The organism is Burkholderia sp. BCC1972, assembly GCF_905339605.1.
Classification (GTDB): Bacteria; Pseudomonadota; Gammaproteobacteria; order Burkholderiales; family Burkholderiaceae; genus Burkholderia.
The window spans coordinates 345,544-371,221 of the sequence record NZ_CAJPGH010000005.1; the positions used below are offsets into that span (position 1 = coordinate 345,544).

Here is a 25,678-nt window from a genome sequence, read left to right on the forward strand (position 1 = left end):
TGGTCACGAACCGTTTGACTGGGCATCGAGTTCCTGACTATGGTACAGATCAAGGCATTTCAAAAAATCAAACCTGACGCCTTTGATTTCGGATTCGACGATCGGACTGTGATAGTCGCGAGCAAGAAAATGCTTGACCAGCGATTTGCCCGCGTCGGGGTTCCGTTCCAGATCGAAGTCGGTCCAATCCATTAGTGCACTGGCGCTGCTTCCGGCGTCCATCGCAGCGGATGGTTCATTCCGATAAGCGGTCGCGATGCATTCGGCGAGCACCATGTCCTTGTAGTTCTGCGCGTAGGTTCGAGCGCCGGCTTGCGGCGACGATGTTGTATCCGTGGCATGACTCGATTGTGCCGCTAACGTCAGTACCCAAAACATCACATACCGGAGCAGCAGATTTTGTCTCATGGCAGGCTCCAGAAGTGCGCACAGATCCAACACATCGCCTAAAAAATGAACCGGTCTATCTGGCGAGGTGCAATCAGCGCGGCAGACTTTCCAAGCGCTGATTGTTCCACTCTCCATCCAAAATAGCCTGATAGAGCATGCCTAGAGTCAGTGGCACTTTGTCATATTTTTCTCGGCGTTTTCTGGAGAAAGCCATTCGCGCCACTTCAATCAAGCTAAAGCCCTCTCCTGAGAAGTAGCGATTGAATTCAAAATCTCCAACTTGCACCGGAAATTTATCGAAGAAGCTCTCCATAAACTCGACCGCATCGTCTCCAGTGATATCCAAATCACCCTCGACGACATGACCCTTTGTGAGAATTTTCTTGTGACTGACACCGGCCTCCCTTCTCACAAAATCCTCGAACTCGTTCCATGTAAACTGGCTCATCAGAACACCTGGTCCTCGGGCTTAACAAGCGCGTTATAGCGCGACACGGAACGAATGCTGATCATCGTGACATCGTTGGCAGCAATGACCCAGCCAACGACAGGAACCGCGCGCCCAACGAAAACCCCAATATTTCTTACCAGAATGAACCTCAAGCGCTTAACGCTGGCGTTGGTCAGAGTCGGGAGGATCTTCTTCTTCAAATCGTAGTCCAGATACTTGCGACTCAATATCGACGCAACAGAAGTACCCGGCGTGGCACCAAAGGGCTTCGCTCGTGTTGGCATCCAATATTGACCGGCCACAATGGCAACCACTGCTGCTACATCGCCAACACCAAGCTCCTTGCATGTCTCATCGATAAAGACAAGGAAAAACAGTTCCATCGGCGTGAGATCTCGATGCGCACCAAAGTCATAGGTATTGTTCATTATAGTATTCCTCTCTCAGGCCATCGACGAGGCTGAAACCTCGAAGAAAACGATTCCCTGCCTATCGTCCAGGGTGCTGCCTCCCAGCGAAGGCGGGAATTTGATCACTTCTGCTTTGTCCCATCGCTGGATATTGGTGGCCACGTCGCCGCCAACCGTTCGCGCAACTTTCTCCGCGGAATTTATCGGCGCGTAAATGCGCATTGCTGCTGCCCGTGCGGCTGAAAAACGTGGTCTAGGCATATCCTTCTCCGCAAACTGGATGAACGTAATGCTGTCGATGCCAATCGGGGTTCCGTGAGAAACGCGTCATTTCTCGCGTCGGAGCGGAATGGCGGCATCACGCGGAGTGAAGGAAGTTACCGAGCCTGGGCAACTGCTGACAATTGGACTTGTTCGAAAATGGGAGCGTGTACGAAGGTATGACGTCACGCGCAGCCATCGGCGGAAGGCATCTTCGATGCCTGCCGGGCCGCTGTCGTGCGGAGCGGTGCCGCTCATGCAAAACACCCCGAACGCCGGGCTTGAATCCAGCGTTCGGGGTGTCGTGAATCGACAGTGTTTCGCCGACGCGTCAGTCCCGCGCGACGTCCTTCGCCGCCGGCGAAGCGCCGTGGCTCAGCCAATCGAGCACGTCGGCCGTTTCGTCGTCGCTCGCGCGCGCCTTCGCCTGCGCGACGGCTTCGGGCAGTTCGCCGTTCGTCGACGCGCGACGGATCGCGACGCCGACCGCGAGGATGTCGATCATCAGCAGGTGCAGGACCCGCGAGATCATCGACAACTGCGACTCGCGCATCTCGATGTGGTCGGTCTCGAGCGCGACGGTCGCGCGCTTCGCGAGCGGCGTGTTGCTCGACGTGATCGCGATCACCTTCGCGCCGGCCTGCATCGCGACGTCGAGCACGCGCAGCAGCTCGGGCGCGCGCCCCGACTTCGACACCGCGACGATCACGTCGCCCTTGCCGAGCAGCGCGGCCGACGCGGCCTGCATGTACAGGTCGCCGTACGCGATCGTCGGGATCCCGAAGCGGAAGAACTTGTAGTGCGCGTCCTGCGCGACGATGTTCGAGTTGCCGAGCCCGTAGAACTCGATGCGCCGCGCGCCGTTCAGGATCTCGATCGCGTTCTCGACGTGCTCGAAATTCAGGTGCTCGCGCAACTGCAGGATCGCGGACACCGTGTTGTCGAGCACCTTCGCGCCGAAGTCGGTGGCCGTGTCGCCGAGATGCACCTGGCTGTGGCTCATCGGGATCGTGCCGGTGAGGCCGGTCGCGAGCTTCAGCTTGAAGTCCGACAGCCCCTGGCAGCCGAGCGAGCGGCAGAAGCGGATCACGGTCGGCTGGCTCACGTCGGCCTTGCGCGCGATGTCGACGATCGGATCGTTGATGATCGAGCGCGGATGGTTCAGCGCGAGATCGGCCACGCGGCGCTCGGCCGGCGTCAGCGCGTCGCGCATCTGGCGGATCCGCTCGAACACGGCCGACGATGCACCGCCCGAGCGGTTCGACAACTGCTCGGCGAGAATCGCCGACACGCCGAGGAACGCCGGGTATTCGGCGGTGATCAGGTAGGTCGGGATGTTCTCGAGGTAATGCGTGAAGCGGCCCTTCGCCTCGAAGCGCGCGCGGAACGACGAGCGCGTGAACAGTTCGCCGAGCTTCAGCGCGACGCCGCCGCCGATATACACGCCGCCGAGCGCGCCGAGCGTCAGCGCGACGCTGCCCGCGAACGCGCCGAGAATCCCGCAGAAGCATTCGACCGTCTCGAGCGCGAGTGCGTCGCCCGCATGTGCGCGCTCGACGATCTCGACCGTGTCGACGGTCGCGGCGACGCGCTTCTTGTCGCGCGCGGCGAGCGCGCGATAGATGATCTCCATGCCGGGGCCCGCGCACACGCGTTCGAACGACACGTGCGGAAACTTCTTGCGCGCGTACTGCAGCACCAGGTCCTCGCGCTCGTCCTGCGGCGCGAACGACGCGTGGCCGCCCTCGCTGCCGAGCGCGATCCAGCGGTCGTCGGCCGGAATCAGCCCCGACACGCCGAGCCCGGTGCCGGGCCCGAGCAGCCCGATCACGCTGTTCTGGCGGCGCGCGCCGCCGCCGACCTGCACGCGTTGCGCGTCGGTCAGGCCCGGCAGCGCCATCGCGAGCGCGGTGAAATCGTTGACGACGAGCAGCGTGTCGAAGCCGAGCGCGCGGCGCGTCGCCTCGATCGAGAAGCTCCAGTCGTGATTGGTCATCGTGACCTGGTCGCCGTCGACCGGGTTCGCGATCGCGATCGCCGCGTGGTTCACGCGGCTGATCTTCACGTCCTTCAGGTACTTGCGGATCGCGTCGGTGATCGTCGGATAGTCGGCGCCGGGATAGACGCGGATCTGCGTGATCTCGCCCGGGCCGGTTTCCAGCGCGAAGCGCGCGTTGGTGCCGCCGACGTCCGCGAGCAGGCGCGGGCCGTCGGCATGCTGACCCGCGACGACCGCCTTACTTTGCGCACCAGTAGACATCGAGCTGGGTCCCCTTGTCGTTGGCCAGTTGGGAAATCGCGTTCTTCTGCAGCGACGCGGCCGCGGCGTCGAGCACTTCGCGCTTGGCGGGGCCCGCGATCAGCAGGAACAGCCGGTCGACGTGCTTCAGCGCATCGAGCGAATAGCTCACGCGTGCATGGGGTGCTGCGCCGGGATGCACGGCGACGAAACGATCGGACGTCGTGATCGCGTGGTCCCATTCGGGCGCGTCGGCGAAGATCGACGCGGTGTGGCCGTCCTCGCCCATGCCGAGCACGGCGACGGTCGGCACGCGGTAGTCGGCGTTCGCGTTCAGTGCGGCGACGTGCGCGTCGAGCGTGCTGCGCGTGTCGACGAGCGGCAGGAAACGGGCAGGGGCCGCCGCGTGCTGCAGCAGCGTGTCGCGCACGAGTTGCGCGTTGCTGGCCGCGTCGTCGTCCGGCACCCAGCGGTCGTCGACCAGCGTCACGTCGACGCCGGCCCAGTCGAGCGCCGTGTGCGACAGCGTATGCAGGAACGGGCGCGGGCTCGTGCCGCCGGACACCGCGAGCGTCGGGCGCGCGGGGCCGGCGAGCGCGGCGCGCAGCGCCTCGCCGACGGCGCGCGCGAGCGCCTCGCTTTGCGCTTCCTGGGTGTCGAAAGCGTGGATCTCGATCACATCTCCTCCGGACTGCTTTGTCTGTTCAAATCGTACGAATCGTGAGGCACGTCGCCGCGCAGGGTGGTGTGCGCGGCGACGGTTTACATCAGTTTTCTTCTTCGAGCCAGCAGGTGTCGTGCTGCGCGAGCATCGCGCTCGCCGCGGCCGGCCCCCACGTGCCCGCCGCGTACGGCTTCGGCGGCTTCAGCGTGCGCGCCCATTCGTTCAGGATAGGCTCGACCCAGCGCCATGCGGCCTCCTGTTCGTCACGACGCACGAAGAGGGCGAGCCGGCCGTTGATCACGTCGAGCAGCAGGCGCTGGTACGCCTCCATCTGCCCTTCCTTGAAGAACTGGTCGAACGCGAGGTCGAGGTGCACGCTCGCGAGGTTCATCCCTTCGCCGGGCTGCTTCGCGAGGCAGTACAGGCGGATCGTCTCGTTCGGCTGCAGCCGGATCACGAGGCGGTTCGAGCCGGGGCGCAGCGCGGTCGGGCCGAGCGCCGAGTGCGGCACCGGGCGGAAGTTCACGACGATCTCCGCGACGCGGTCGGCGAGACGCTTGCCGGTGCGCAGGAAGAACGGCACGCCGGCCCAGCGCCAGTTCTCGATCTCGACCTTCAGCGCGACGAAGGTTTCGGTCTGGCTGTCGGGCTTCACGCCCGGCTCGGTCGCGTACGCCGGCACCTGCGCGCCCTTGATCACGCCCGCATGATACTGGCCGCGCACGGCCACCTTGCCGATGTCGCGCGGATCGACGGGTTTCAGCGCGCGCAGCACGCGCAGCTTCTCGTCGCGCACCGAGTCGGAATCCATCGAATGCGGCGGCTCCATCGCGACGATCGACAGCAGCTGCAGCAGGTGGTTCTGCACCATGTCGCGCAGCGCGCCCGTATTGTCGTAGAAATCGCCGCGCGCCTCGACGCCGAGTTCCTCGGCGATCGTGATCTGGATGCTTTCGACCCATTCGCGGCGCCACAGCGGCTCGAACAGCGCATTGCCGAAGCGCAGCGCGAGCAGGTTCTGCACCGGCTCCTTGCCGAGGTAATGGTCGATCCGGTAGATCTGGCCTTCCGTGAAGATCTCGCCGACCGCGTCGTTGATCGCGTTCGACGATTTCAGGTCGTAGCCGAGCGGCTTCTCGAGCACGATGCGCGCGCCTTCGTTCAGGCCGACCGACGCGAGCGCGTTGCAGATCGGCACGAACAGCGACGGGCCCGTCGCCAGGTAGAACACGCGGATGCCCGGCAGCGATGCGATCGCGTCGCGCAGCACGACGTAGTCGTCCGCACGGCCGAGGTCGAGCTTCACGTACTCGATGCGATCGAGGAAGGAGGTCCACGCCGCTTCGTCGAAGGCCTTGCCGGCGGCCTTCGCCGCATGCGGTTTCACGTGCGTGTCGACCCATTCCAGATAGGCCGCCCGATCCGATTCGTGTCGCGCCACGGCGACGATCCGGCCGCCCGCCGCCAGCATGTTCGCGCGGTGCGCTTCGAACAGTGCGGGCAGGATCTTGCGCATCGACAGATCGCCGGTGCCGCCGAAAAGTACGAAGGTAAAGCTGGAATCGGTATGCATGTGTCTCCGCCGTGTTGGGGGTGCTCGGAAGCGATCCGTAGTGCGATAAAAATATTTTTGACACTGAATTGTAGTTTAACTACAATCCGCCGCAAGGGGTAGCACCTGGGTGAAGAAAAAAAGATGTGCGGCCGATGAGCTGCGCGAGCTTCGCCTTCGGGAACGCCTTGTGCCGAATGTTATCGGACATTGGCGGCGCGCATCGTTGGCGCGCCGTCGGCCCCGGGCTCGCGTCGCATCATTGCGGCGGGCCAGAAACACAAAGAGGAGACACGCCGTTGAATCTCGATTCACGCTTTCTGTAAGAGCCCGGCCGGTCATCGGCCCCGTACGCTGCATGCGTCCCGCGGCTCGATTTCCCCGTCGTTATCAAGAAGCCGGTTCCCGATCAGGGAACCTCACGAGTTGATTCAGTCTGGAGGAGATAAGTAATGAAAGTTCGCTCGATCATGGGCGCGCTCTGCGCCGCGGGTCTGATGGCTGGCGCCGTGGCGGCGCAGGCAGCCGAGAATGTAACCGTGCTGCACTGGTGGACCTCGGGCGGCGAGTCGAAGGCCGTCGGCGTGCTGAAGGACGACGTGCAGAAGCAGGGCTACGTGTGGAAGGACTTCGCGGTCGCGGGCGGCGCCGGCGCCGCGGCGATGACCGCACTGAAGACCAAGGTGATCAGCGGCGATTCTCCGTCGGCCGCGCAGATCAAGGGCCCGCTGATCCAGGACTGGGCCGACCAGGGCGTGCTCGTCAACATCGATTCCGCTGCCGGCGACTGGAAGCAGAACCTGCCGCCGGAAATCGACAAGATCATCAAGTACAAGGGCCATACCGTCGCCGCGCCGTTCTCGGTGCACCGCGTGAACTGGCTGTACATCAACAAGGCCGCGCTCGACAAGGTCGGCGCGAAGGTGCCGACCACCTGGCCCGAATTCTTCGCGGTGGCCGACAAGCTGAAGGCCGCGGGCATCCAGCCGGTCGCGATGGGCGGCCAGCCGTGGCAGGACCTGACGCTGTGGGAAGACGTCGTGCTGTCGCAGGGCCCGGCGTTCTACAAGAAGGCGCTGGTCGATCTCGACCAGGCGACGCTGACGTCGCCGCAGATGCTGTCGGTGTTCGACACGGTGCGCAAGATCCAGGGCTACTTCGACACGGGCCGTAACGGCCGCGACTGGAACCTCGCGACCGCGATGGTCATCAACGGCAAGGCCGGCATGCAGTTCATGGGCGACTGGGCGAAGGGCGAGTTCGAGAACGCCGGCAAGAAGGCGGGCAAGGACTACGTCTGCGCGCCGGTGCCGGGCACCGCGAATTCGTACACGTTCAACGTCGACTCGTTCGTATTCTTCCAGCAGAAGGGCGAGAAGAACGCGACGCCGGGCCAGCTCGCGCTCGCGAAGACGATCATGACGCCGGACTTCCAGGAGCAGTTCAGCCTGCTGAAGGGCTCGGTGCCGGTGCGTCTCGGCGTGAAGATGGACAAGTTCGACGATTGCGCGAAGAAGTCGTATGCCGACGAGCAGACCGCGATCAAGTCGGGCGGCTTCGTGCCGTCGCTCGCGCACGGCATGGCGCAAGGCGACGCGACCGCCGGCGCGATCACCGACGTCGTGACGAAGTTCATGAACTCGCAGCAGGATTCGAAGAGCGCGGTCGCCGCGCTCGCGAAGGCCGCGAAGGTCAAGTAACGCGCGCCAGGCGCCCGGCCGGAAACGCATCATCGGCCGGGCGTTTTTGCATGTGCAGCAAACGGGCTCGCCCGCGGGCCCGTGCCGTACCCGGCGCCGGCCCGGCCTGCGTCGCCCTCGTTCCAGGAGTCGAATCAAGTGGCTGCCCCTCTTAGCGGAAACGGATCCGGCGCTGCCGCCGCACGGCGTACGTCGCCGATGTCGGCCTTCGCCGACCGCTGGATCCCGAAGCTCGTGCTCGCGCCGAGCGTCGCGATCGCCGTGGTGTTCATCTACGGCTTCATCCTGATTACCGGCTATCTGTCGCTGACTCGCTCGCGGCTGTTGCCCAACTACGAATTCGACGGCTTCGGCCGTTACACGGACCTGTTCCAGAACGACGTGTGGTGGACCTCCGCCGCGAACCTCGGCTGGTTCGGGATTCCGTTCATCGCAATCTGCGTCGGCCTCGGGCTGTTCCTCGCGATCCTGCTCGACCAGCGGATCCGCAACGAAGGCGCGCTGCGCGCGATCTTCCTGTACCCGATGGCGCTGTCGTTCATCGTCACCGGCACCGCGTGGCAGTGGATCCTGAACCCGGGGCTCGGCCTCGAGAAAGTGATGCACGACTGGGGCTGGACGAGCTTCTCGTTCGGCTGGCTCGACGATCCGGACAAGGCGATCTTCTGCGTGGTGATCGCGGCCGTGTGGCAGTCGACCGGCTTCGTGATGGCGCTGTTCCTCGCAGGGCTGCGCGGCGTCGATGCGGAGATCTTCAAGGCCGCGCAGGTCGACGGCGCGACGCTGCCGACCATCTACCGCAAGATCGTGATCCCGAGCATGCGCCCGGTGTTCTTCTCGGTGCTGCTGATCCTGTGCCACATCACGATCAAGACCTTCGACCTCGTCGTCGCGCTGACGGCAGGCGGCCCGGGCACGTCGTCGTCGCTGCCGGCCATGTTCATGTACACGTTTTCGTTCAACCGCGGCCAGCTCGGGCTCGGCGCGGCGTCCTCGGTGATGATGCTCGCGACGGTGGTCGCGGTGCTGGTGCCGCTGATGTATATGGAATCGAGGAGCACCCGCAATGCAGCCTAAGATGACGATCAGCCGGGCAGTGATCTATGCGGCACTGATCCTGTTCGCGCTGTATTTCCTGTTCCCGATCTACGTGATGCTGTCGACGTCGTTCAAGGATCTCGACCAGCTGCGCACCGGCAACCTGCTGACGCCGCCCACCACGTGGACGGTCGACCCGTGGGTGAAGGCATGGAGCGGGGCGTGCACCGGCGTGCGTTGCGACGGGATGAAGCCGTTCTTCCTGAACTCGCTGCAGATGGTGATCCCGGCCGTGCTGATCTCGTCGCTGATCGGCGCGTTCAACGGCTACGTGCTCACGCACTGGCGCTTTCGCGGCGCGGACGCGCTGTTCACGATGATGCTGGTCGGCTGCTTCATCCCGTTCCAGGTGATCCTGCTGCCGATGGCGCGCCTGCAGGGGATGCTCGGCCTCGCCAACACGATTCCGGGCCTCGTGTTCGTGCACGTCGTGTACGGGATCGCGTTCACGACGATGTTCTTCCGCAACTTCTACGTGAGCGTGCCGGCCGAGCTCGTGAAGGCCGCGCGCATCGACGGCGCGGGCTTCTTCACGATCTTCACGAAGATCCTGCTGCCGGTGTCGCTGCCGATCTTCATGGTGTGCCTGATCTGGCAATTCACGCAGATCTGGAACGACTTCCTGTTCGGGATCGTGTTCTCCGGCGTCGATTCGATGCCGATCACGGTGGCGCTGAACAACCTCGTCAACACGTCGACGGGCGTGAAGGAATACAACGTCGACATGGCCGGCGCGATCATCGCCGCGCTGCCGACGCTGCTCGTCTACATCGTCGCCGGCCGCTACTTCGTGCGCGGGCTGACGGCGGGCGCGGTGAAGGGGTAGGCGCGGCTTTATCCGATACGACGAACCGGCCGCGCACGACGCGCGGCGCATCGAAACGAACCCGACGCGGCGCCCGAGTGCGCCGCGCGAGACGAGACAGAGGATTCACAGCATGGCAAGCCTTTCCATCCGTGACGTGTACAAGACCTACCCGAACGGGGTGCCGGTCCTGAAGGGTGTCGACATCGAGATCGAGGACGGACAGTTCCTGATCCTGGTCGGCGGGTCGGGCTGCGGGAAGTCGACGCTGCTCAACATGATCGCCGGGCTCGAGACCGTCACGAGCGGCGAGATCTGCATCGACGGCAAGGTCGTCAACGACCTGTCGCCGAAGGATCGCGACATCGCGATGGTGTTCCAGTCGTACGCGCTGTACCCGTCGATGACGGTGCGCGAGAACATCTCGTTCGGCCTGAACATCCGCAAGGTGCCCAAGAGCGAGCAGCAGCAGATCGTCGACCGCGTGTCGCAGATGCTGCAGATCCAGCACCTGCTCGACCGCAAGCCGGGCCAGCTGTCCGGCGGCCAGCGCCAGCGTGTCGCGATGGGCCGGGCGCTCGCGCGCGATCCGTCGCTGTTCCTGTTCGACGAGCCGCTGTCGAACCTCGACGCGAAGCTGCGTATCGAGATGCGTGCGGAAATCAAGCTGCTGCACCAGCGCCTCGGCACGACGATCGTCTACGTGACGCACGACCAGATCGAGGCGATGACGCTCGGCGACCGGATCGCGGTGATGAAGGACGGTGTCGTCCAGCAGTTCGGCGCGCCGCAGGACATTTACGATTCGCCGTCGAACCTGTTCGTCGCGGGCTTCATCGGCGCGCCGCCGATGAACTTCATCAACGGCCGGCTCGTGGAGCAGGGCAGCGGCGTTGCGCTGGAGATCGACACGGGCGTCGCGCGCGGCGCGCTGAACCTGCCGTTCGATGCGGGCAAGCTGAAGGCGCACGTCGGCCGCGAGGTGATCCTCGGCCTGCGCCCGGAGCGCATCACCGACGTGCGCCACGCGCACAACGGCGACGCGTCGCATCTGCAGCCGCTCGACGTGCGCGTAGACGTGACCGAGCCGACCGGGCCGGACACGCACGTGTTCGCGCAGGTGAACGGCAAGCGCATCGTGAGCCGCGTGCACCCGGCTGCGAACCCGCAGCCGGAGCAGACGCTGTCGCTGCTGTTCGACGTGTCGAAGGCCGTGCTGTTCGATCCGGCGACGGAAGAGCGGATCGCGTGAGGCGGCGCTTGCGCTGAATGAAAGAAGGGGCCGTTTTGAACGGCCCCTTTTTTTGTTTCGACGATGCGGGTGATTCGTCCGCGGATGCGCCGGTCAATGCGGCAGCCGCACGTCGAACTTGAACGTCGCGAGCCGCGCGACGAGGATGAAGCCGGTCGCGAGCAGCACGCTGTACACCGAGTCGAACTGCAGCCACACGAGCAGCAGGTAGAACCAGCAGCCGACGAACGCACAGGTCGCGTACGGCCGCGAGTCGCGCAGGATCAGCGGGATGTCGTTGCACAGCACGTCGCGGACGATCCCGCCGACCACGCCGGTGATCACGCCCATCATTACCGCGATGAAGCGCGGCATCTCGGCGTCGAGCGCGATCGACGTGCCCGAGATGCTGAAGATGCCGAGCCCGATCGCGTCGGCGATCAGCAGCAGCCGTTCGGCCGACAGCCGCGACAGCATCCGCAGCACGAACGGCGCGAACAGCGCGAGCACGAAGATCGCGATCACGTAGTCGTCGTGCACGACCCAGTAGAACGGCCGGCGCTCGAGCAGGATGTCGCGCAGCGTGCCGCCGCCGAACGCGGTCGCGAGCGCGACGACGAACGTGCCGACCGAGTCGAGGCGGTTCTTGCGCGCCTCGATGAAGCCCGAAATCGCGAAGGCCAGCGTGGCGATCGCCTCGAGTACCGCGATCGCGAGCGTCAGCCTAGGATGCGGCACGCGGCCCCCGCTCGGCCGGCGCCGCATGCGGCTGCAGCAGCACGAGCACCGCGCCGGCGCCGCCGTCGTTGCCGCGTGCCTCGCAGAACGCGATCACTTCTTCCTTCTGCACGAGCCACGCGCGTACCTTGCCTTTCAGCACGGGTTCCTTGCCGATCGAGCCGAGCCCCTTGCCGTGGATCACGCGCAGGCAGCGCAGCCCCTTCTTGCCGGCTTCGCGGATGAATTCGGCGAGCGCATCGCGTGCCTCGTCGCGCCGCATCCCGTGCAGGTCGATCTGCGCCTGCACGATCCACGCGCCGCTGCGCAGCTTGCGCACGACGTCGCGGCTGATGCCGGGGCGGTGGTAGTACAGCGAGTCGTCGCTGTCGAGCAGCGTCTCGGGATCGAATTCGTCGGACAGCGTCGCGTTCAGCACGGCTTCCTCGTCGCGCTGCGTCTGTTTCGGCACCGGATCGGGCGGCGTGCGGCCCGACGACGCGCGCGGCGGCGCGTTCAGCGGGCGGATCGAGCCGATTTCGTTGCGGAACAGGTTTGCGTCGGCTTCCGCCTTGCGCTCGGCCTTCGCGGTTTCGACGCGCTCGCGTTCGCGGCGATCGGCTTCGCCCTGCAGCGACTTGCGCAATGCGCCGAGGCCCGCGAGGCCCTGGCCGCGCAAGGCAGCCGGATCGGGCGCGGGCGGCGGGGCGGCCGGCGCGGGGTTCACGGGGCGGGCGGCGATCTTCCGCTTCGCGGGATCGCTCGGATGGGGCTGGTTCTTCGCCATGATTCGGTAACGGGGCAGGCGCGTCCGGGCGCGCGGGCAAAAAAAAGCCGCTGCGCGGCGGCAGCGGCTTTCCGGTCGAGCCTGCATCGCGGCAGCGGACGCCATTGTAGCGCCCGGCGCGACAAGGCTCGCGGCTTACTTCTTGTCGTGCAGGCTTTCGAGGTAGCGCTGCGCGTCGAGCGCGGCCATGCAGCCCGTGCCGGCGCTCGTGATCGCCTGGCGATACACGTTGTCCTGCACGTCGCCCGCGGCGAACACGCCGGCGACGCTCGTCGACGTCGCGTTGCCATGCAGGCCGCTCTTCGTCAGGATGTAGCCGTCCTTCATCTCGAGCTGGCCCTGGAACAGGTCGGTGTTCGGCTTGTGGCCGATCGCGACGAACACGCCCTGCACGGCGAGATCTTCCGTCGCGCCGGTCTTCACGTTCTTGATGCGCAGGCCCGTGACGCCCGACTCCTCGCCCGTCACTTCGTCGAGCACGTGATCCCACTTGATGTCGACGACGCCTTCCTTTTCCTTCTCCAGCAGGCGGTCGATCAGGATCGGCTCCGCGCGGAACTTGTCGCGGCGGTGGATCACCGTGACCTTCTTCGCGATGCCCGTCAGGTAGAGCGCTTCCTCGACGGCCGTGTTGCCGCCGCCGATCACGGCGACTTCCTGGCCGCGATAGAAGAAGCCGTCGCAGGTCGCGCAGGCCGACACGCCCTTGCCCATGAACAGTTCTTCGGACGGCAGGCCGAGATACTGCGCGGACGCGCCGGTCGCGATGATCAGCGAGTCGCACGTGTATTCGCCCGAGTCGCCGATCAGGCGGATCGGCTGCTCGTGCAGCTTCGCGGTGTGAATGTGGTCGAAGACGATTTCGGTGTTGAAGCGCTCGGCATGCTCCTGGAAGCGCGCCATCAGCTCCGGACCCTGCACGCCTTTCGCGTCGGCCGGCCAGTTTTCGACGTCGGTCGTGGTCATCAGCTGGCCGCCCTGCGCGATGCCGGTGATCAGCACCGGGGACAGGTTGGCGCGTGCCGCGTAGACGGCAGCCGTGTAGCCGGCGGGGCCGGAACCGAGAATCAGGACTTTGGCGTGTTTGGGCGTGGACATGTGCGAATCCGTAAAAGGCGGCCGCGGCGGGCGGGGTAGGGCTCGCCGTACGATCCGGGGTGACCGGGATGCCGTCATAGATGGGTATCAGACGCGCATTATAAAGGCCCCGTTGCTGCGTTGCCGAACGAGAGTTTCAATCGCGGCGATAGTGTCGCGCGGTGCAACGGCCGCGCACGCGGGGCGGGCAGGGCACGCGGCGGCGCGTTGCCGCAGATGCGCGGCGGGGCGTGGTGCCGGATCGCGGTGGCGGACGGCGGCGCCCCTGACGGTCGGTCGGAGCGGGGCGAAAGGGCAGCCGTGGAGCGCATCCGCCGCGTTGGCTTTGCCCGTCCCTGTTATGTAACCGTCATTTACACTTGGCGGCCCGGTGCAGCGTTTACAATAAGCGCGATCGAACGACAGGCGGGCGCATGGCCCGTCCTCTTTATACGGATTCATGGCAAAAGCTCCTTATTCCGCCCAGGCACAGGCGTTGCCGCACCGGATGTCGAAGCTCCTCACGGAGATCCGCTGGATTCTCCAGGTTGCGCTCTGCGCCTTTCTGGTGATGGCCCTGCTGAGCTACAGCCGGCGCGATCCGAGCTGGACGCACGCCGCCCAGGTCGATCACATCTCGAACTGGGCCGGTCGCGTCGGCGCGTGGACGGCCGACATCATCCTGTTGCTGTTCGGCCTGTCGGCCTACTGGCTGATCGTGCCGCTCGGGCGGCGCATCGCCGCCAACTACCGCCGCATCACGCGCCACGAGGCGATTCCCGACGAACCCGAGCGGCCGATCGGCTGGCTCACCGAAATCTTCGCGTTCGTGCTGGTCGTGCTCGCGTGCGACGGCATCGAGGCGCTGCGCATGTGGTCGCTGAAGGTGCAGTTGCCGCGCGCGCCGGGCGGCGTCGTCGGCGAGGCCGTCGCCGGTGCGATGTCGCACGCGTTCGGCTTCACGGGTGGCACGCTGCTGCTGCTGATCGCGCTCGCGATCGGCCTGTCGCTGTATTTCCGCTTCTCGTGGCTGTCGGTCGCCGAGCGCGTCGGCGGCGCGATCCTGTCCGCCGTCAACGTCGCGAAGCTGCGCCGCGAGGCCGAGCGCGACCGCAAGCTCGGCGAGGCCGCGGCCGTGCGCCGCGAAGGCAAGGTCGAAGAGGAGCGCGTGCGCATCGAGGATCACGAGCCCGTGACGATCGTGCCGCCGGTCGTCACGCCGGCGAAGTCCGAGCGCGTCGAGCGCGAGCGCCAGGTGCCGCTGTTCACCGACCTGCCGGGCGATTCGACGCTGCCGCCGGTGTCGCTGCTCGACCCCGCGCCGAAGACGCAGGAAGCGATTTCCGCCGATACGCTCGAATTCACGTCGCGCCTGATCGAGAAGAAGCTGAAGGACTTCGGCGTCGAGGCGAGCGTCGTCGCCGCGTATCCGGGCCCGGTCGTCACGCGCTACGAGATCGAGCCGGCCACTGGCGTGAAGGGCAGCCAGATCGTCAACCTCGCGAAGGATCTCGCGCGCTCGCTGTCGCTCGTGTCGATCCGCGTCGTCGAGACGATCCCCGGCAAGAACTACATGGCGCTCGAGCTGCCGAACCAGCGCCGCCAGACCGTGCACCTGTCCGAGATCATCGGTTCCGAGGTGTACGCGGCCGCGTCGTCGGCGCTGACGCTGAGCCTCGGCAAGGACATCGGCGGCAAGCCGGTGTGCGCGGATCTCGCGAAGATGCCGCACCTGCTGGTGGCCGGCACGACCGGTTCGGGCAAGTCGGTCGGGATCAACGCGATGATCCTGTCGCTGCTGTACAAGGCCACCGCCGAACAGGTGCGCCTGATCCTGATCGATCCGAAGATGCTCGAAATGAGCGTCTACGAAGGCATTCCGCACCTGCTGTGCCCGGTCGTCACCGACATGCGCCAGGCCGGCCATGCGCTGAACTGGACGGTCGCGGAGATGGAGCGCCGCTACAAGCTGATGAGCAAGCTCGGCGTGCGCAACCTCGCCGGCTACAACAACAAGATCGACGATGCGGCGAAGCGCGAGGAGAAGATTCCGAATCCGTTCAGCCTGACGCCCGAGGATCCGGAGCCGCTCGGTCGCCTGCCGAACATCGTCGTCGTGATCGACGAGCTGGCCGACCTGATGATGGTCGTCGGCAAGAAGGTCGAGGAACTGATCGCACGGATCGCGCAGAAGGCGCGCGCGGCCGGCATCCACCTGATCCTCGCGACGCAGCGTCCGTCCGTCGACGTGATCACCGGGCTGATCAAGGCGAACGTGCCGACGCGGATCGCGTTCCAGGTGTCGTCGAAGATCGACTCGCGCACGATCCTCGACCAGATGGGCGCCGAGTCGCTGCTCGGGATGGGCGACATGCTGTACCTGCCGCCCGGCTCGGGGCTGCCGGTGCGCGTGCACGGCGCGTTCGTCGCCGACGACGAAGTGCATCGCGTCGTCGAGAAGCTCAAGGAGCAGGGCGAGCCGAACTACGTCGAGGGGCTGCTCGAAGGCGGCACGGCCGACGGCGACGAGGGCTCGGCCGGCGCGGGAACCGGCGAAGGCGGCGGCGAGTCTGATCCGCTGTACGACCAGGCGGTCGAGATCGTCATCAAGAACCGCCGCGCGTCGATCTCGCTCGTGCAGCGTCATCTGCGGATCGGCTATAACCGCGCGGCGCGGCTGCTCGAGCAGATGGAACAGTCGGGGCTCGTGTCGGCGATGTCGTCGAGCGGCAACCGCGAAATTCTTGTGCCGGCGCGCGACGCGGAATGAGTCCGCGGCGCCCGCAGCGCCGGCCACCCAGGGAGAAAACCGCATCATGCAGCAACTTTCGTTCGCCCCTTCCCTTCGTTCGACGCGGCGCTGGCTCGGCGCGGCGCTCGCCGGCGCATCGCTGATGCTCGCGGCGACGCACGCGTTCGCGGGCGGCACCGAGCAGCTGAAGGCCTTCGTGTCGCAGGTGCGTTCGGCGAAGGGCGATTTCACGCAGCAGATCGTCAAGGCGCCGGCCAAGGGCGCGAGCGCCGCGCAGGCTGCGCCCAAGCCCACCGACAATTCGAGCGGCACGTTCGTGTTCGCGCGTCCCGGCAAGTTCATCTGGACGTACCAGAAGCCGTACCAGCAGGTGCTGCAGGCCGACGGCGACAAGCTGTACGTGTACGACCGCGACCTGAACCAGGTCACCGAGCGCAAGCTGAACGGCGCGCTGGGCGCGAGCCCCGCCGCAATCCTGTTCGGCAGCAACGACCTCGACAAGAACTACACGCTGCGCGATGCCGGCGAGAAGGGCGGCATCGAATGGCTCGAGATGCTGCCGAAGGCGCAGGACACGCAGTTCCAGCGGATCGGCATCGGCTTCCGGAACGGCACGCTCGCGGCGATGGAACTGCACGACGTGTTCGGCAATGTCACGCTGCTGACGTTCACGAACATCCAGACGAACCCGCCGCTGAAGGGCGACACGTTCAAGTTCGTCGTGCCGAAAGGCGCCGACGTGATCAACGGCTGACCGGCGCCGCGCGCCGTTCTCCCGCAACGGGCCTGCCGGCGACGGCAGGCCCGTGTTGTTTGTGCGCACGGGCACCCGGCGCGGGTACCAGGCTCGGCGGCGCCGTCGCGCGGCTGTCATAATGTCGGGTCCGGCGGCCGGTTCGGCTGCCATCGTTTGATGTGGAGCGAGGGTTCATGTCCGACCTGTTTCAAGTCGAGCCGCGCCGCCCGCTCGCCGAGGCGCTGCGGCCGAAGACGCTCGCCGAGGTGATCGGCCAGACGCATTTGCTGGGCGAAGGCAAGCCGCTGCGGCTCGCGTTCGAGTCGGGCAAGCCGCATTCGATGATCCTGTGGGGGCCGCCCGGCGTCGGCAAGACGACGCTCGCGCGACTCACCGCGCTCGCGTTCGACTGCGAATTCATCGCGCTGTCCGCGGTGCTCGGCGGCGTGAAGGACATCCGCGAGTCGATGGAGCAGGCGAAGGACACGCTGAACCGCACCGGCCGCCACACGATCCTGTTCGTCGACGAGATCCACCGCTTCAACAAGGGGCAGCAGGATGCGTTGCTGCCGTTCGTCGAGTCGGGCCTCGTCACCTTCATCGGCGCGACGACCGAGAACCCGAGCTTCGAGGTCAACTCGGCACTGCTGTCGCGTGCGCAGGTGTACGTGCTGAAGTCGCTGAACGACGACGAGATGCGCCAGCTGCTGAAGCGTGCGCAGGAAATCGCGCTCGACGGCCTCGCGTTCGACGACAAGGCGATCGACACGCTGGTCGGCTATGCGGACGGCGACGCGCGGCGCTTCCTGAACCTGCTCGAGCAGGCGCAGACGGCGGCGACGTCGGCCGGCGTCGCGACGATCGATGCCGACTTCGTCAGCAGCGCGATGACGCTGAACGCGCGTCGCTTCGACAAGGGCGGCGACAATTTCTACGACCAGATTTCGGCGCTGCACAAGTCGGTGCGCGGGTCGAACCCGGACGGCGCGCTGTACTGGTTCTGCCGGATGATCGACGGCGGCGCCGATCCGAAGTATCTCGCGCGGCGCATCGTGCGGATGGCGTGGGAAGACATCGGCCTCGCCGATCCGCGTGCGCTGCAGATGGCGAACGACGCGGCCGAAACCTACGAGCGGCTCGGCTCGCCGGAAGGCGAGCTCGCGCTCGGGCAGGCGGTGATCTATCTCGCGTGCGCGGCGAAGAGCAACGCCGGCTACAACGCGTTCAACCAGGCGATGGCGTTCGTGAAACAGGACAAGTCGCGCGAGGTACCCGTGCACCTGCGCAACGCGCCGACCAAGCTGATGAAGGAACTCGGCTACGGCCACGCATACCGTTACGCGCACGACGAGCCGAATGCCTATGCGGCCGGCGAGACGTACCTGCCGGACGGGATGCGCGAGCCGCGCTGGTACCAGCCGGTGCCGCGCGGGCTCGAATCGAAGATCGCCGACAAGCTCGCGTGGCTGCGCGAACTCGACCGCGAGGCCGGCAAGAAGGACTGACTCGGCAGCGCACGGGCCGGTTCGGCCTGCGCGGATGCCGCTGCGTCAGCGCTTGCGGCCCGGCTGCTGTTTCTTCCAGTATTCGAACGGCTCTTCGTGGCATTCGATGTCGAGTTCGGCGACGCGCGCATGCAGGCGTTCCTGCGCGTCGGCGATCGCGAGGTTGTAGATCGCCGGCGCGATCTCCTCGACGAAGAAGTGCAGCAGCGCGCCGGCCTGGATGTTGCCGATCGGCTCGTCCATGTTTTCTGTGAAATAGCGTTGCAGCGACGCGATTGCGCGGTCGCGGACATCCTTGTCGAGTTCGATGGCCATCGGGTTCCCTGGGGTGCGGTGATGCGAAACGGGGGCTTCGCCTGATGCGTTGCTGCCCGCCGGCGCGGCTGTTTTGCGATTCGCAACGGTCGCGTGCGCCGCGATTCGCCGGCCGCCGGCGTACGGGCCGGCCAGGCCATGTTGCCACGGCCGCCGCCCGTTTGCGGCATTGTCCGTCCGGCCGGTGCCGTGGCGAGCGCGCGGTGCGTTAGAATTCCCGTCTTACACAACGATTTTCCAAGTCCTCCCATGCTCGACATCCAGTTGCTGCGCAAAGACCTCGACGGCGTCGCGAAGCGCCTCGCCGATCGCGGCTACACCCTCGACGTCGCCGCGTTCTCCGCACTCGAAGCGGAACGCCGCGCGATCCAGACCCACACCGAAGAGCTCCAGGCGCGCCGCAACAGCCTGTCGAAGCAGATCGGCGCGATGAAGGGGAAGGGCGAGGACACGTCGGCCGTGATGGCCGAGGTCGGCGGCATCGGCGACGACATGAAGGCGTCGGAAGCCAAGCTCGGCGACATCCAGGCGCGCCTGTCCGAGCTGATGCTGGGCATGCCGAACGTCGCGCACGAAAGCGTGCCGGTCGGCAAGGACGAAGCCGGCAACGTCGAGGCACGCCGCTGGGGCACGCCGCGCCAGTTCGATTTCGAGGTGAAGGATCACGTCGACGTCGGCACGCCGCTCGGCCTCGATTTCGAGACGGGCGCGAAGCTCGCCGGCGCACGCTTCACGATGCTGCGCGGCCCGATCGCGCGCCTGCACCGCGCACTCGCGCAGTTCATGATCGACACGCACACGCAGCAGCACGGCTATACCGAGACGTACACGCCGTACATCGTGAACCCCGAGATCCTCTACGGCACGGGCCAGTTGCCGAAGTTCGCGGACGACATGTTCCGCGTCGAGAAGGGCGGCGCCGAGAACACGGTCACGCAATACCTGATTTCCACGTCCGAGATTTCGCTGACGAACACCGTGCGCGAGTCGATCGTCGACGCAGCCGCGCTGCCGATCAAGCTGACCGCGCATTCGCCGTGCTTCCGCTCGGAAGCCGGTTCGTACGGCCGCGACACGCGCGGGATGATTCGCCAGCACCAGTTCGACAAGGTCGAGATGGTGCAGGTCGTCGCGCCGGAAACGTCGTACGCGGCGCTCGACGAGATGGTCGGCCATGCGGAAGCGATCCTGCAGAAGCTCGGCCTGCCGTACCGCGTGATCACGCTGTGCACGGGCGACATGGGCTTCTCGGCCGCGAAGACGTTCGACCTCGAAGTGTGGCTGCCCGCGCAGAACACCTACCGCGAGATCTCGAGCTGCTCGAACACCGAGGCGTTCCAGGCGCGCCGGATGCAGGCGCGTTTCCGCAACGCGCAGGGCAAGCCGGAGCTCGTGCATACGCTGAACGGTTCGGGTCTTGCGGTCGGCCGCACGCTCGTCGCGGTGCTGGAGAACTACCAGAACGCGGACGGCTCGGTCACGGTGCCGGAAGCGCTGCGTTCGTACATGGGCGGCATGGAGCGCATCGACGCGCCTGCACAGGCGTCGTAACGCAGGCGTTCGAAGCCCTCGCAAAAAAATTGCAGAAAGGGCTTGTCAGACGCGAAGCAATCGTCTTATAATCTTTTTCTCGCGGAAACGACCAGCCGCGAGATGCAGTAAGGAAGGAGAGGTGGCAGAGTGGTCGAATGTACCTGACTCGAAATCAGGCGTACGGTTTCCCCGTACCGTGGGTTCGAATCCCACCCTCTCCGCCAAAATACGAAGCCCCTTGATCCGGAAGGATCAAGGGGTTTTTCGTTTTGGGCCTTCGACGCGTGTGCGTCGTGTGTGTCGAATTCGCACACGCCGTCGATCGTGTCGTCCGTCGTTGGATGGCACGGCCGCGCGTGGCAAGGATGCCGCATCTTGCGCAATCCATCCGGCCCGATCAGATCGAGCCGCGCCCCGGTCTTTGCCGCTTTCCTCAGCTTTAAGCCTTCGACACCCGCGCCGTTAACACGGTGCGGCGGCACGGCGCCTGTGCCGCGCCGCATCGTTTCCCGTCGATTCAAGGTCCCATGAAGCTGAGCTACAAGATTCCCCTCGCATTTGCTGTCGCGCTGTTGCTGATGTTCGGCGGCGCGCTGTACGGCATCCATATCCTCAACCGGTCGATCGATACGTTCGCCGAAGACGTACAGACGAATGTCGGCAACGAACGGCTCGTGTCGGCCACGCTCGTGCAATTCAAGCTGCAGGTGCAGGAATGGAAGGACACGCTGCTGCGCGGCAAGCAGGCCGACAAGCTCGACCGGTACTGGCAGGCGTTCCAGACGCGCGAGCGGTCGGTCGATGCGCTCGCCGCGCAACTCGTCCGCCAGTTGCCGGCCGGCGAGAGCCGCTCGCTCGTCGAACAGTTCATGCGTGCGCACACCGCGATGGGCGACGGCTACCGGCGCGGCTTCGACGCGTTCAAGGCGGCCGGCTTCGATCCGTCGGCCGGCGATGCGGCCGTGGCGGGCGTCGACCGTGAGCCTGCCGCGCTGCTGGAGCGGGCCGCGAAGTCGATCGCCGACGAAAGCGCGGCCGTGTCGGCGCAGGCGAGCCGCGACGCGCAGCACGCGACCACCGCGAGCCTTGCGCTGATGCTGGTCGTGCTCGGCGTCGCGATGGTCGGCGCGTTCCTGTTCAGCCGCGCGATCCTGCGTCCGCTCGATCGTGCGGTGGCGTGCGCGCAGGCCGTCGCCGAAGGCGACCTGACGCGCGACGTCGACGCGGCCGGACACGACGAGATCGCCGATCTGCTGCGCGCGTTGCAGACGATGCAGACGAGCCTGTCCGGTGTCGTGCTCGAGGTGCGCACGCATGCGGAAGCCGTCGCGACCGCGAGCGCGCAGATCGCGTCGGGCAACCACGATCTGTCGGCGCGTACCGAGTCGCAGGCCGCATCGCTCGAGGAGACGGCGGCCAGCATGACCCAGCTGACCGGCATCGTGCGCCAGTCGGCCGAGCATGCGCAGCACGCGGCGCAATTGGCGCAAGACGCGTCGCAGATCGCGTCTGCCGGCGGTGGCGTGATGACGGACGCCGTTCACACGATGAACGGTATCGCCGACAGTGCGGCGAAGGTCGGCGAGATCATCGCGGTGATCGACGGCATCGCATTCCAGACCAACATCCTTGCGCTGAACGCGGCCGTCGAAGCGGCGCGCGCCGGCGAGCAGGGGCGCGGCTTCGCGGTTGTCGCCGCGGAAGTGCGCACGCTCGCGCAGCGCAGCGCATCGGCCGCGAAGGAGATCAAGGGACTCATCGAGCAATCGACGCAGCGGGTCGACGAAGGCGCGGTGCTGATCGGCCGCGCGGGCGAATCGATTCACGAGATCGTGGGCGCGGTGCAGCGCGTGACGACGATCGTCGGCGAGATCTCGTCCGCGTCGCAGGAGCAGAGTGGCGGCATCCAGCAGGTGAATGTCGCGGTCACGCAGATGGATGAAGCGACGCAGCGCAACGCAGCGCTCGTCGAGCAGGCCACGGCCGCGACGCAGGCGCTGGCCGAGCAGGCGAGCGCGCTGCGGCACGCGGTGGCCGTGTTCCGGCTGCCTGAAATGGCCTGACGGCTGTCGGTGTGGCGGAGTTCACGCCCGTTCACGCGGGCCCGGCGCCGCCCATCACGCCGCGGCCGGATACTGCGCGAGCACCCTCGCGCGAATCGACGGCTTGATGTTCGATTGCGCCATGTTGCCGCCGTAGTGCGCGACGACGCGCGGATTCATCACGCGATACCAGAGCGGCGGCACGTACGCGAACAGGATCATCGTCGCGTAGCCGGCCGGCAGTTGCGGCGCATCGTCGAAGTGGCGCAGCGCCTGGTACGAGCGCGTCGGATTCGCGTGGTGGTCGGCGTGCCGCTGCAACTGGTACAGGAACAGGTTGGTGACGACGTGATTGCTGTTCCATGAATGCTGCGGCGTACAGCGTTCGTAGCGGCCGCTCGGCAGCTTGCGGCGGCCGAGCCCGTAGTGCTCGACGTAGTTCACGACTTCGAGCAGCGAGGCGCCGTAGACGGCCTGGATCACGAGGAACGGGATCACGACCTTGCCGGCCATCGCGATCGCGATGCCCCACACGACGACGGTCATCGCCCACGCGTGCAGCACCTCGTTGCGCCAGGTCCACGGCGAATGCCCGAGCCGTTCGAGGCGCGCCTTCTCGAGCCGCCATGCCGAGCGGACGCTGCCGGTCACGGTGCGCGGCAGGAATGCCCAGAACGACTCGCCGTAGCGCGCGCTCGCCGGATCCTCGGCCGTCGCGACGCGCACGTGGTGGCCGCGGTTGTGCTCGACGTAGAAGTGACCGTAAGCGACCGGCGCGAGCGTGATCTTCGCGAGCCAGCGCTCGAAGCGGTCGGTCTTGTGTCCGAGCTCGTGCGCGGTATTGATCGAGATGCCCGTCGAGGCGCCGAGCGACAGCGCGAAGCCGACGTAGTCGTACCACGCGAGCGCGTGCGTGCCGACGATCCGGACGCACATGAAGAACGCGACGTACTCGACGAACGTCGCCAGATAGACGATGTACCGGTAATAGCGCTCGCGCTCGAGGTGCGGCACGACGGCCTCGGGCGGATTGTCGCGATCGTCGCCGATCAGCGTGTCGAGGATCGGGATCACACCGAACGCGAACAGCGGGCCGAACCACCAGAACACGTGCAGGCCCGTCGACAGCGCGAGCTGCGCGGCGAGGATCGGCAGCGTGATCGTCAGCGCGCCGAGCAGCCACAGGTAACGCTTGCCATCCGACCAGCCCGAAGCCGATCCGTCGGTCATTGCCATTGTCTCCCTCCAGTCAGCGGGCCCGGCGGGCGGCCGCATGCATGGTTGTTCGAATCCTCGTGAGCCCGCGCCGCGCGCGGTGGCACCGGATCGTTGCCCGGTTCTGCCTGTTATACGACTCGTGCGCACGCTTGCCAACGCCGGCGCTAGGCGTGCTACTCCAAACGAAGGGGCGTGCGCGAGCCATGCCGGGAAGGGCCGGCACGCGCTGATTGAAACGTGCAACGGGAGCCGGAGCGGCCCGCGCGTGCCGCGCGTTTGTCAGATGAATCGTGCGGTGCGGCCTGCGCGAGTGTCGATCTTGCGTGACCGCAACAAATGTTGCATCGCAATAATCAAAGCGGGAAAGGCACTGCAGAAGCGCGCTTTTTGTTTGCTTATATTACGCAGCATTACGGCGCCGGAACGACAGGCGACGCGCTTCGAAACGCGATTGCCGCGCATCGCAAGGCGAACGGGGCGGGACGTCGGGCGGCGAGTGCTCGACCGTCGCCCGTCGGCACGCGTCGGCATGCCGATGCTGCACCTGCACACCGGCTGGCTCGTGCCGTTGCGCGTGACACCCGTTGCCTTTCGATCGGCGCCGTCATTTGAAAATAACGATTTGACTCGTGCCCTGCTTTCGGTTGAAGCTAGTAGCTTGCTGTCCGAAGGGGGCTGTGCCTGCATGAGTTCGACCTTGACCGTTCGTCGTATCGTTGCCGACCAGGGCGGCGTGTATCGCGAACTCCGCGCCGCATCGCTGCGTGAGCCCTACGCGCCGGGCGAAGCGCCGGAGGCCGAATTGCTGACCGTCGAAGCGGACGCAGCGTCGGCGATTGCCGCGCTGCGCGCCGTGTCCGACGAATCGACGACTTTCCTGCTGTACACCGAAGGCCATCCGGCCGGCATGATCGGCGCGTATTTCGACAACACGCCCGATCGGCGCGCGTTCGTCAGCGAGCTGTGGGTCGCGCACGCGGTGCGTCATCTGCGCGGCGGCGTGCTGCTGCTGGAGACGGCCACCGCCTGGCTCGCCGAGCGCGGCGCCGGCGAAGTCTACGCATGGATCGCCGATGCGAACCGCAACGCGATCCGTTTCTACGAACGTGCTGGTTTCGGCAATACCGGCGAACACGCGCCGATCGCGCGGCTGCCCGGCGCGATGAAATCGCTGTTCGTGTCGCAGGTGAAGCACTGACGCGCCGTCGAAACGCAGGCCGCGCGGCGCGATGAAGGCCCGGCCGCCCGCTAGCCTGCCCGCCTGCCGGTTGCGTGCCCGCCCGGGCCGCCGCAACCCCGAGTCCCAAAAATAATGGCCGCACGCGTGGACGCCTGTAAAATACGCAAAAAATTTTTGCAGAGTGTCCATGTCGCTTAAAAAATCGCCATTCTTCGAGCTGCGCAGCGGATCGGTCGATACGTTGCTGTTCACCGTGAAGACGACCGATCTCGATGCGTTGCGTGCCGAACTGGTCAAGCGCTTCGAAGCGACCCCCGAGTTTTTCGCCGACGATGTCGTCGCGATCGACGTCCGCCGCCTGGCTGACGGCGAGCGCGTCGCGCTCGCGGACATCCGGCAGATGCTGAACGACGTGCGGATGCGCCCGGTGGGCGTCGTCGCACTGGCAACGCAGGGCTGGGCGGGGGAAGCCGGCCTGCCGTTGCTCGAGGCGCGCGATCGCCGCGCGCCGGCCGCGAAACACGCGGACGAAGCGGAACCGGCGGCTGTGCCAGCCGTCGAGGCCGCCGCCGCTCCGGCAGCCGCAACGGCGCCCGAACAGTCGTCGGAAGCCGCGCCGACCCTGTTGCAGACCGGCGGCCAGACGCTCGTGATCGACCGGCCGTTGCGTTCGGGGCAGCAGATTTACGCGAAAGGAGACCTCGTGGTGCTCGCGCCGGTCAGTCACGGCGCGGAGATCATCGCGGAAGGCAATATCCACATCTACGCGCCGTTGCGCGGCCGCGCACTCGCGGGCGTGCACGGCAACCACGACGCGCGCATTTTCTGCACGTGTCTCGAACCGGAACTGATTTCGATCGCGGGTATCTATCGAACCACCGAGAACCCATTGCCCGCCGAAGTACTGGGCAAATCGGTGCAGATCCGGCTCGAAGAGGAAAAACTGATGATCGAACCGCTGCGCCTGACGTAAATCACGCGGCACGCTCCGGATCGATCGGCTCTCATTGACGAA

The 25,678-nt window shown here is 66.0% G+C and carries 23 protein-coding genes and 1 tRNA gene; 12 read left to right on the top strand and 12 right to left on the bottom strand.

The genetic code is table 11. From position 1 onward, the window contains the following. Positions 1-3: 3 nt before the first annotated feature. From U5798_RS11060 to zwf, 7 genes are all read right to left on the bottom strand, one after another. Positions 4-408, bottom strand: coding sequence for a type VI secretion system amidase immunity protein Tai4 (locus U5798_RS11060; RefSeq protein ID WP_322082049.1), 405 nt, complete (start codon positions 406-408; stop codon positions 4-6). Between the two features lie 73 nt (positions 409-481). Then, positions 482-838 carry a DUF1493 family protein gene (locus U5798_RS11065; protein WP_322082050.1) on the bottom strand — a complete coding sequence of 119 codons (357 nt, stop codon included), beginning with the start codon at positions 836-838 and terminating at the stop codon, positions 482-484. Next, a complete protein-coding gene (locus tag U5798_RS11070; protein WP_322082051.1) occupies positions 838-1,269 on the bottom strand; it encodes an STM2901 family protein in 432 nt (143 codons plus the stop codon). Before U5798_RS11070 ends, U5798_RS11065 begins: the two co-directional genes overlap by 1 nt. A gap of 15 nt (positions 1,270-1,284) precedes the next feature. After that, positions 1,285-1,512, bottom strand: a complete 228-nt coding sequence (locus U5798_RS11075) for a hypothetical protein (protein WP_322082052.1) — start codon at positions 1,510-1,512, stop codon at positions 1,285-1,287. Between the two features lie 331 nt (positions 1,513-1,843). After that, positions 1,844-3,772, bottom strand: coding sequence for a bifunctional transcriptional regulator/glucokinase (locus U5798_RS11080; protein ID WP_124449019.1), 1,929 nt, complete (start codon positions 3,770-3,772; stop codon positions 1,844-1,846). Beyond that, positions 3,750-4,430 carry a 6-phosphogluconolactonase gene (pgl, locus tag U5798_RS11085; RefSeq protein WP_124449017.1) on the bottom strand — a complete coding sequence of 227 codons (681 nt, stop codon included), beginning with the start codon at positions 4,428-4,430 and terminating at the stop codon, positions 3,750-3,752. The genes U5798_RS11080 and pgl overlap by 23 nt, the downstream gene beginning before the upstream one ends. Before the next feature lie 88 nt (positions 4,431-4,518). Beyond that, positions 4,519-5,988 carry a glucose-6-phosphate dehydrogenase gene (zwf, locus tag U5798_RS11090; protein WP_124449015.1) on the bottom strand — a complete coding sequence of 490 codons (1,470 nt, stop codon included), beginning with the start codon at positions 5,986-5,988 and terminating at the stop codon, positions 4,519-4,521. A gap of 431 nt (positions 5,989-6,419) precedes the next feature. Here zwf and U5798_RS11095 point away from each other — a divergent pair, with 431 nt between their 5' ends. From U5798_RS11095 to U5798_RS11110, 4 genes are all read left to right on the top strand, one after another. Beyond that, positions 6,420-7,667 carry an ABC transporter substrate-binding protein gene (locus tag U5798_RS11095; protein ID WP_124449013.1) on the top strand — a complete coding sequence of 416 codons (1,248 nt, stop codon included), beginning with the start codon at positions 6,420-6,422 and terminating at the stop codon, positions 7,665-7,667. Positions 7,668-7,805: 138 nt separating this feature from the next. Continuing rightward, the gene (locus U5798_RS11100) at positions 7,806-8,744 is read left to right on the top strand and encodes a carbohydrate ABC transporter permease (RefSeq protein ID WP_042977917.1); all 939 of its coding nucleotides are present in this window, start codon (positions 7,806-7,808) and stop codon (positions 8,742-8,744) included. After that, positions 8,734-9,591, top strand: a complete 858-nt coding sequence (locus U5798_RS11105) for a carbohydrate ABC transporter permease (protein ID WP_011544828.1) — start codon at positions 8,734-8,736, stop codon at positions 9,589-9,591. Before U5798_RS11100 ends, U5798_RS11105 begins: the two co-directional genes overlap by 11 nt. Before the next feature lie 112 nt (positions 9,592-9,703). Further along, a complete protein-coding gene (locus U5798_RS11110) occupies positions 9,704-10,822 on the top strand; it encodes an ABC transporter ATP-binding protein (RefSeq protein ID WP_124449011.1) in 1,119 nt (372 codons plus the stop codon). Between the two features lie 93 nt (positions 10,823-10,915). Here the strand turns inward: U5798_RS11110 and U5798_RS11115 are convergent, their stop codons facing one another. The 3 genes from U5798_RS11115 to trxB all read right to left on the bottom strand — a co-directional run bounded on the left by U5798_RS11115 (position 10,916) and on the right by trxB (position 13,403). After that, positions 10,916-11,566: a trimeric intracellular cation channel family protein gene (locus U5798_RS11115; protein WP_124449010.1), complete on the bottom strand. Its 651-nt coding sequence runs from the start codon at positions 11,564-11,566 to the stop codon at positions 10,916-10,918. After that, entirely contained in the window at positions 11,526-12,305 is a 780-nt protein-coding gene (locus U5798_RS11120; protein ID WP_124449008.1) for a Smr/MutS family protein, read from the bottom strand. Before U5798_RS11120 ends, U5798_RS11115 begins: the two co-directional genes overlap by 41 nt. A gap of 135 nt (positions 12,306-12,440) precedes the next feature. Then, positions 12,441-13,403 carry a thioredoxin-disulfide reductase gene (gene trxB, locus U5798_RS11125; RefSeq protein WP_124449006.1) on the bottom strand — a complete coding sequence of 321 codons (963 nt, stop codon included), beginning with the start codon at positions 13,401-13,403 and terminating at the stop codon, positions 12,441-12,443. 439 nt (positions 13,404-13,842) lie between these two features. Here trxB and U5798_RS11130 point away from each other — a divergent pair, with 439 nt between their 5' ends. The 3 genes from U5798_RS11130 to U5798_RS11140 all read left to right on the top strand — a co-directional run bounded on the left by U5798_RS11130 (position 13,843) and on the right by U5798_RS11140 (position 18,375). Then, positions 13,843-16,152, top strand: coding sequence for a DNA translocase FtsK (locus tag U5798_RS11130; protein ID WP_322082053.1), 2,310 nt, complete (start codon positions 13,843-13,845; stop codon positions 16,150-16,152). Between the two features lie 46 nt (positions 16,153-16,198). Then, complete coding sequence (lolA, locus tag U5798_RS11135; protein WP_124449002.1) at positions 16,199-16,888, top strand: outer membrane lipoprotein chaperone LolA; 690 nt, start codon at positions 16,199-16,201, stop codon at positions 16,886-16,888. Between the two features lie 176 nt (positions 16,889-17,064). Continuing rightward, positions 17,065-18,375 carry a replication-associated recombination protein A gene (locus U5798_RS11140; RefSeq protein WP_322082054.1) on the top strand — a complete coding sequence of 437 codons (1,311 nt, stop codon included), beginning with the start codon at positions 17,065-17,067 and terminating at the stop codon, positions 18,373-18,375. A 45-nt stretch (positions 18,376-18,420) separates the two neighbouring features. Here U5798_RS11140 and U5798_RS11145 read toward each other — a convergent pair whose 3' ends face one another. Continuing rightward, on the bottom strand, positions 18,421-18,690 hold the full coding sequence (locus U5798_RS11145; RefSeq protein WP_048243121.1) for a DUF2164 domain-containing protein: 270 nt from the start codon (positions 18,688-18,690) through the stop codon (positions 18,421-18,423). 249 nt (positions 18,691-18,939) lie between these two features. Here U5798_RS11145 and serS point away from each other — a divergent pair, with 249 nt between their 5' ends. The 3 genes from serS to U5798_RS11160 all read left to right on the top strand — a co-directional run bounded on the left by serS (position 18,940) and on the right by U5798_RS11160 (position 22,286). After that, the gene (gene serS, locus U5798_RS11150) at positions 18,940-20,241 is read left to right on the top strand and encodes a serine--tRNA ligase (protein ID WP_124448998.1); all 1,302 of its coding nucleotides are present in this window, start codon (positions 18,940-18,942) and stop codon (positions 20,239-20,241) included. A 115-nt stretch (positions 20,242-20,356) separates the two neighbouring features. Next, positions 20,357-20,447, top strand: a tRNA-Ser gene (locus U5798_RS11155). Positions 20,448-20,750: 303 nt separating this feature from the next. Then, complete coding sequence (locus U5798_RS11160) at positions 20,751-22,286, top strand: methyl-accepting chemotaxis protein (RefSeq protein WP_322082055.1); 1,536 nt, start codon at positions 20,751-20,753, stop codon at positions 22,284-22,286. Between the two features lie 54 nt (positions 22,287-22,340). On the opposite strand, the gene U5798_RS11165 is transcribed toward U5798_RS11160, so the two are convergent. Further along, positions 22,341-23,501 (bottom strand): alkane 1-monooxygenase, encoded by a 1,161-nt coding sequence (locus tag U5798_RS11165; RefSeq protein WP_322082056.1) that lies wholly within the window; start codon positions 23,499-23,501, stop codon positions 22,341-22,343. 667 nt (positions 23,502-24,168) lie between these two features. Between U5798_RS11165 and U5798_RS11170 the strand changes: the two genes are divergently transcribed. Both U5798_RS11170 and minC read left to right on the top strand, forming a co-directional pair. After that, complete coding sequence (locus tag U5798_RS11170) at positions 24,169-24,681, top strand: GNAT family N-acetyltransferase (protein ID WP_185658131.1); 513 nt, start codon at positions 24,169-24,171, stop codon at positions 24,679-24,681. A gap of 169 nt (positions 24,682-24,850) precedes the next feature. Continuing rightward, the gene (gene minC, locus U5798_RS11175; RefSeq protein ID WP_322082057.1) at positions 24,851-25,636 is read left to right on the top strand and encodes a septum site-determining protein MinC; all 786 of its coding nucleotides are present in this window, start codon (positions 24,851-24,853) and stop codon (positions 25,634-25,636) included. Positions 25,637-25,678: the final 42 nt, after the last annotated feature.